We start from the raw sequence: 6,999 nt of genomic DNA on the forward strand, positions 1-6,999 counted from the left end.
TCATAATTTCTATGGACAATTTAAAGTGACTGAAAAAACAAGTTTAACAACTGGTTTTGATATTGGATCGCAACAAAGTGCTAACAAAAGTGAGAAATATGACACTTGGTTTTCGCCAGTTTTAATTTTGCAACACAAACCAACGAACAAAATTCAGTTAGCTGCTAGAGGCGAATATTATAGTGATGAGAAAGGTGTAATTATAGCTTCTGAAACGCCAAATGGATTTAAAACCTATGGTTTTTCTGCAAATTTTGATTATTTAATTGCTGACAATGTTATGTTTAGAATAGAAGCTAGAAATTTAAATAGTAAAGATGAAGTATTTTTGAAAGATGGAAATACAACTAATAGGAATACATTCTTGACAACTTCGCTCGCAATTTCATTTTAAAATTTTTCATAAAATCATTAATTGGCAAAATTGTGAAGTAATTATTTTTAATTAAAATTTTCTCCAATACAAATTTTAAGTATATAATGGTATACATGACGCTTATAAAATATTTCAATAATTAAAAATAATTTTATTGAAACTAAAAACATAGTTCATTGATATTATAATAGTTGTAATTGTAAATAGTTTTTATTTAAACTTTAAATAAAACTAAAAATATACAACTAAAAAGTTTAATTGTGTAACATAGTTGTAAAATTTAGTTTCAATTTTGCAAAAAATTAACCTTTAATGATATTATAATTTTATGATCAAAAAAGTATTGAAAAAACAATATATTCCAAATTCAGAGTTTTATAGTCAAGTAATTGATAGTTTGCAGGATTATTCTGTATTTACAGTTGATATTGATTTGAATATTAATAGTTGGAATTCAGGAGCAACAAATATTTTTCAATACAGTACTGATGAAATAATAGGTATGCCATTTGAAACTATTTTTACAGATGAAGACAAGAAAAATAGTATCCCAAAAAAAGAAATTGATTTAGCTTTAAAAAATGGAAGATCAATAGATATTAGATGGCATCTTTGTAAAGACGGAAAGACATTTTATGCAGATGGTTTAGTATTTCCTTTAAAAAACGAAAAAGAAGAGGTTATAGGTTTTGTTAAAATATTAAAAGACATAACTGCAAAAAAACTGTCAGATGATAAAATAAAAAAATATGCCAAAGAACTGGAAGAATTAAATAATCATAAAGAAAGTGTATTAGCCATATTATCTCATGATTTAAGAAGTCCACTTGCAGGAATTATTCAAGGTGCAGATTATTTAAAATCTAATTTTGAAACAATTGAACCAGAATTAGCCAAAGAGCTTCTTCAAGAGTTTTATAATGCTACTGTAAATGAACTTAATATGTTGGATTATCTAGTAGAATGGGCAAGAATAAAATATGCAGCAGAAGCATTTGTTCCTAAAAACACTAAATTAGTTTCAAGTGCTAATAAAGTAATAGAATCTTTAAAGGAAACAGCTTTATTAAAAGAAATTTATATAGATAATAAGATTAAAGAAGATTGTTACGTGTATGCAGATAAAAAAATGTTACGATCTATTTTGCAAAATATTATTTCTAATGCTATTAAACATTCATTGATAAACGGAAAGATTATTTTATCAGCAAAACAAGCCAATGATATGGTTGTTGTTTCAGTAAAAGATTTTGGAATAGGTATGAACAGCAATGTACAAAGTGAACTTTTTGCACCACAAGTACAATCTCTATCCAAAGCTGTTGAAGAAAATAAAGGTGCAGGAATAGGTTTACTATTAGTTAAAGGGTTTTTAGAGAAAAATGGTGGTAAAATTTGGGTTGAAAGTGAAATTGGAAAAGGTTCTAATTTTTATTTTTCACTTCCTATTAATAAATCTAACGTGGCATAATTATTTTCACATAACAAATAAAATTTATAGTATGATAAATGATGATTTAGGTTCAAAAAAAATGAACAATAAGCAAGTGAATTTAGATGATAATTCAACAATTAATCAATCAAAATCTATTTTAAAAGCAGAAATTGAAATAGATAACGAAGGTCATTCTAAAGTGGTTCAACGAGCAAGAAATGTTGAAGAGATTGTAGAAAGTTTAGAAACATATACCAATAAACATATTGCTTCAAAACCAAGCACAGCATCGGAAGAATTAGGTAAAAAAATGGTTGAAAATAAAGATAAAAATTCAGATATAATTCCTAATCGTTATCCTAATTCAAGCCCAGACAATAAAGAAAATAGAGGAAATATTTAATTTTTTTGAATTAATTCTTCTATAGCTTTAGGATTGAAAGTTTTTAATAAAACTGAACCAGATTTATCTATTAAAAAAACATTAGGATTAGAATAGGCATTAAAATCGTTTTGATACAACCTTTTAGGATCAATTGATTTTAAATTTAGCCAATTTGATATTTTTTTATCAATTACAAACTGTTCCCATTTACTTTCATCTGGATCATTTTCTATAGCAATTAATTGAATCTTTTTAGTTGGATATTTCAATTTTAAATTTGCAAATGTATCACTTGCAAACGGCATCATCATTTGACAATGATGACAAGTTGGACTATAAAATGCTATAAAAGTAAAATCAAAATTTGGATAAATTTTTTCTAAAGAATAAGGAATTAAATTTTTATCAACAAGTTCAATATTGGGTACTTTTTTATTACTTTCAAATAAAATATTGGTATCATATTTATTTTTAAAACCAGCTAATTCTGCATCTGAAAAACTTTTACATTTATTTTTTTCAATGTAATTTTTAAACAAATGATTGTAAGATAAATCTAATTGTAATGATTCAAAATAACTTAAATTAGATAAAAACCAACGACTATAAATAACATAATTTTTAGATTTGCAATCAATTCCGTTCATTACAATATCAATGTTTTTTATGTAGTTTTCATTATTTATAGGTGTAATAATTATATAGGAATACAACAATCTAAACAAGTTGGGCAATAAATATATTCTGTTTTCATTTTTGTCAAAAAAAGTAAAAAAACTATTTCTTTTGGTTATTTTATCATTTAAATTTTCTGGAATTTTATCATAAATTTTGTTTTCAACTTTAAAATAAAGATTCAATATAGAATTTGGATATTTAGTTAACAATGAAGTTCTTAGTGCTATTTTTTTATCGGTATCAAGGTCTTTTTGTTCTTTTTGATACTTTAAAAAATCTTTATTTAAATTATTTTCGGTACAAATTATGGTTTCAATATTATTGTTATCAATAAATAAATTTATCTGAGTATTGTTATCAATTGCTAGTTCAATTTCGTTTTTTTGAGTGGCAAATTTTAAAAAATAAATTACACCATAAAGTTTTCCTGTTTTTTTAAAAACTACTTTTTGATTATTATTTTTAATAGTACAACTGTCACTAATAGCCATTTGTTTTTCTGGACCATAAGCCATGTAAAGTAGCAATTTTTCTTTGGCTAAATTTTTAGTATTTATAGTTACAATGTAACCATTAGTTACCGTTTTATTAACTTGTGCATTTACATTTGAAAAAACAATTGCAAAAAACATTAGTATTAATACTTTTTTAATTTTCATTACAGTCTATTTAATTCTTAACAATCTGCCATATTTACTGCAATTGCCAATCCACCTTCAGATGTTTCTTTGTATTTAGAATTCATATCTTTAGCTGTTTGCCACATAGTATCAATAACTTTATCTAACGGAACTTTGGCATTTTTTGCATCGGTTTCCATTGCTAATTCGGCAGCATTTATAGCTTTAATTGCGCCCATTGTATTTCTTTCTATACAAGGAATTTGAACCAAACCACCAATAGGATCGCAAGTTAATCCTAAGTGATGTTCCATTGCAATTTCTGCAGCCATTAAAACTTGATCTGGAGTTCCACCCATAACTTCAACTAAAGCTGCTGCTGCCATTGCACTAGAAACTCCAATTTCTGCTTGACATCCACCCATTGCTGCTGAAATTGTAGAACCTTTTTTAAAAATACTACCAATTTCACCTGCAACCAACAAAAATTGTTTAATTTCTTTTTCGCTTGCATTATGATTTTCAATTACTAAATAATACATTAAAACTGCCGGAATTACACCAGCACTTCCGTTAGTTGGTGCAGTTACAACTCTTCCTAATGCTGCATTTACCTCGTTTACTGCAAGTGCAAAACACGAAACCCATTTTAATATTTGACGAAATTTAACTTCTGTTTTTCTAATTTCTTCAAGCCAAGTTTGTGGCGAATTATAGTTAGCCAAACCAATTAAACCTTGATGCATATCAAATGCTCTTCTTCGCACATTTAATCCGCCAGGAAGTATGCCTTCGCTATGGCAACCAATATACATACACTCTAGCATTGTGTTCCAAATTCTAATTAATTCTGAATCAATTTCTGTTTCAGAACGCATTGATTTTTCATTCTCAAATACAATTTCTGAAATAGATTTATTTTCTGAAATCGTATAATTTAAAAGTTCTTCTGCATTTTGAATAGGAAAAGGAAATGTACGTTTTATTTCTAATTTTTTCTTTGCATTTATACGTTCTTCTTTAACAACAAATCCGCCACCAATAGAGTAGAAGGTAGAAGAATATGTTGCATCATCAGATAAAAAAGCATTAAAAGTCAATCCATTGGCATGAAAAGGAAGAAAATTTTTATTGAAAACAATATCTTGCAAAAAATAAAAAGGAATAACAAATTCGTTATCAAGTTTAATTTCGTTTTTGTCTTCAATAACTTTAATAATTCCAGCAATATCTTGAATCGGAATGTACTCTGGATCTTGACCAGAAAGTCCTAACATAATTGCTAAATCGGTAGCATGACCTTTTCCTGTTAAAGAAAGTGAACCATATAAATCTACTTTTACACGAATAACTTTACTTGAAATGTTTTCAGATTTTAGTTCAGATAAAAAACGTTCTGCTGCACGCCAAGGTCCAAGTGTGTGTGAACTTGAAGGTCCAACACCAATTTTTAACATATCAAAAACCGAAATACATTCTTCCATAAAAAATTTTTCTAGAGCAAATATAATTTAATGATAATAGAAAATGAATTTTGATAGGTTAAAATTAAACATTTCTTAAAATTTACATCGTTCAATATAAAAAAAATGTTTAAAAATATTTTTAAGTCATTGTAAACTATAATAATGTAACTAAAACCTTTAATTGTATAAATTATAATTTTTATAAATAAGTAATTTTGACCTATTATATCTTAATATCAATTATGCAAAAACATCGATTTTTACATCCAATAAAAAATGTTTTTAAGCTTTTAAAAATAACTTTTATTCAATTTATTAATGATAGAGGTTTAAAACTAAGCGCTTCATTATCTTATTACACCATATTCTCTTTAGCACCATTACTTTTATTATTAATTTCTTTGGCTGGTTTTTTCTTTGGTAAAGAAGCAATTCAAGGCAGAATTTTTGGTGAAATTAATGGATTAATTGGCAATCAAGCTGCATTGCAAATTCAAGAAATTATTAAAAACATGGAACTTTCTGGCAAAACTAATTCTGCTTTAATGATAGGAATTATAACCTTAATTATTGGAGCAACAAGTGTTTTTGCAGAAATTCAAGATTCTATAAATATGATTTGGAAAGTAAAAGTTAAACCTAAACGTGGATGGGTTAAATTATTAAAAGACAGACTTTTATCTTCTTCTTTAATTATAGGATTAGGATTTTTATTAATAGTAACTTTTATGATTAATGGTGTTTTATTATCATTAAATGATTGGATGAAAAGTTATTTTCCAGATGTAACTTTAATTATTTTTCAAATCATAAATATCATATTAAGTTTTGCAGTAATAACAACGCTTTTTGGCGTAATTTTTAAAGTGTTACCAGATGCTAAAATTGCTTGGAAAGATGTAAAAGTTGGAGCATTTTTTACAGCTTGTTTATTTATGTTAGGCAGATTTTTAATTGGTATTTACATTGAAAAATCTAATACAGGCTTGGCTTATGGCGCAGCAGGTTCATTAATTATAATTTTAGTTTGGGTTTATTATACAGCAGCAATTCTTTACATTGGAGCAGAATTTACAAGAGTTTATGTAGATTTTAAAGGATCAAAAATAGAACCTGCCGATTATGCTGTAATTATAGAAGAACTCGAAAAAGAACGCGATTTAACTTTTATACCGCCAAGAAAAGAAACCGAAATAATGTAAATTATATAACATTTTCTTAACACGATGTAAAATTAAAATAAAATTTGAACGTTACCTTTGTACAAAACAAACAAAATTTAATATGATGGGTGAAGTTAAAAATTTATACTACAAAGAAGATATTGCAGTCTTAAAAAATTTAGTTGAAGAAATTAAAATTTGTATGTTTTGTTCCAATTTAAACATTATTCCTTTAACTTCTAGACCAATGAGTATACATCAAGTTGACGATGAAGGAAATATATGGTTTATAAGTTCTAAAGAAAGTAATAAAAATTTTGAAAAAGTAAAAGATAAAAGAGTTCAATTGTTTTTTACAAGCATGGCGGATTCTTATTATTTATCAGTATTTGGTGATGTTTCAATTTATAACGACAAAGAAGCTATTGATAAAATTTGGAATCCAATAGCCAATGCATGGTTTGAAGAAAGTTTAAACGATTCAACAGTAATTGTTATAAAAGTTGTTCCAACCAACGTATATTATTGGGATTCTAATGAAAATAAAATTTTACTAAACGTAAAAAACAATACTAAAAATTCTAAAGAATATTCAGAAATTAGAGCATAATAAATTTATTTTAATCATACAAAACTCTCAAGAAATTGAGAGTTTTTTTTATTTTCATTAATAATTATTTGAAGCAATTTGGTCTGGGTATTTCTATGATGGTAATTCCAGCTGTGCATTACAATTTTTCTTGCCTTTAAAAAAAGTCAAGAAAAGATTTTCATTTCCATCTGGGCTCATATCTTTGCATACAATAAAAAAGTGTGAAATACGTATCTTTGAAATAATATTAATAGATAAACAAAACCAAGTTGCCAAATTGTATC

General features: G+C 26.2%; 7 protein-coding genes. 5 read left to right on the plus strand and 2 right to left on the minus strand.

Annotation, left to right across the window (positions count from 1 at the left end; all coding sequences use genetic code 11):
• From ACH2BC_RS06825 to ACH2BC_RS06835, 3 genes are all read left to right on the plus strand, one after another.
• On the plus strand, positions 1 to 394 hold a 394-nt coding region (locus tag ACH2BC_RS06825; RefSeq protein WP_395053241.1), incomplete at its 5' end, for an outer membrane beta-barrel protein.
• A 325-nt stretch (positions 395 to 719) separates the two neighbouring features.
• Positions 720 to 1,847: an ATP-binding protein gene (locus ACH2BC_RS06830; protein WP_395053242.1), complete on the plus strand. Its 1,128-nt coding sequence runs from the start codon at positions 720 to 722 to the stop codon at positions 1,845 to 1,847.
• Between the two features lie 61 nt (positions 1,848 to 1,908).
• A complete protein-coding gene (locus ACH2BC_RS06835) occupies positions 1,909 to 2,214 on the plus strand; it encodes a hypothetical protein (RefSeq protein ID WP_395053243.1) in 306 nt (101 codons plus the stop codon).
• Here ACH2BC_RS06835 and ACH2BC_RS06840 read toward each other — a convergent pair.
• A complete protein-coding gene (locus ACH2BC_RS06840) occupies positions 2,211 to 3,533 on the minus strand; it encodes a TlpA family protein disulfide reductase (protein ID WP_395053244.1) in 1,323 nt (440 codons plus the stop codon). The genes ACH2BC_RS06835 and ACH2BC_RS06840 overlap by 4 nt on opposite strands.
• 17 nt (positions 3,534 to 3,550) lie before the next feature.
• A complete protein-coding gene (locus tag ACH2BC_RS06845; RefSeq protein WP_395053245.1) occupies positions 3,551 to 4,978 on the minus strand; it encodes an L-serine ammonia-lyase in 1,428 nt (475 codons plus the stop codon).
• Positions 4,979 to 5,202: 224 nt separating this feature from the next.
• Between ACH2BC_RS06845 and ACH2BC_RS06850 the strand changes: the two genes are divergently transcribed.
• Both ACH2BC_RS06850 and ACH2BC_RS06855 read left to right on the plus strand, forming a co-directional pair.
• Positions 5,203 to 6,162 (plus strand): YihY/virulence factor BrkB family protein, encoded by a 960-nt coding sequence (locus tag ACH2BC_RS06850; RefSeq protein WP_395053246.1) that lies wholly within the window; start codon positions 5,203 to 5,205, stop codon positions 6,160 to 6,162.
• Positions 6,163 to 6,247: 85 nt separating this feature from the next.
• Positions 6,248 to 6,733 carry a pyridoxamine 5'-phosphate oxidase family protein gene (locus ACH2BC_RS06855; protein WP_395053247.1) on the plus strand — a complete coding sequence of 162 codons (486 nt, stop codon included), beginning with the start codon at positions 6,248 to 6,250 and terminating at the stop codon, positions 6,731 to 6,733.
• Positions 6,734 to 6,999: the final 266 nt, after the last annotated feature.

Origin of the sequence: Flavobacterium sp., assembly GCF_043760115.1 — a bacterium.
GTDB lineage: Bacteria > Bacteroidota > Bacteroidia > Flavobacteriales > Flavobacteriaceae > Flavobacterium.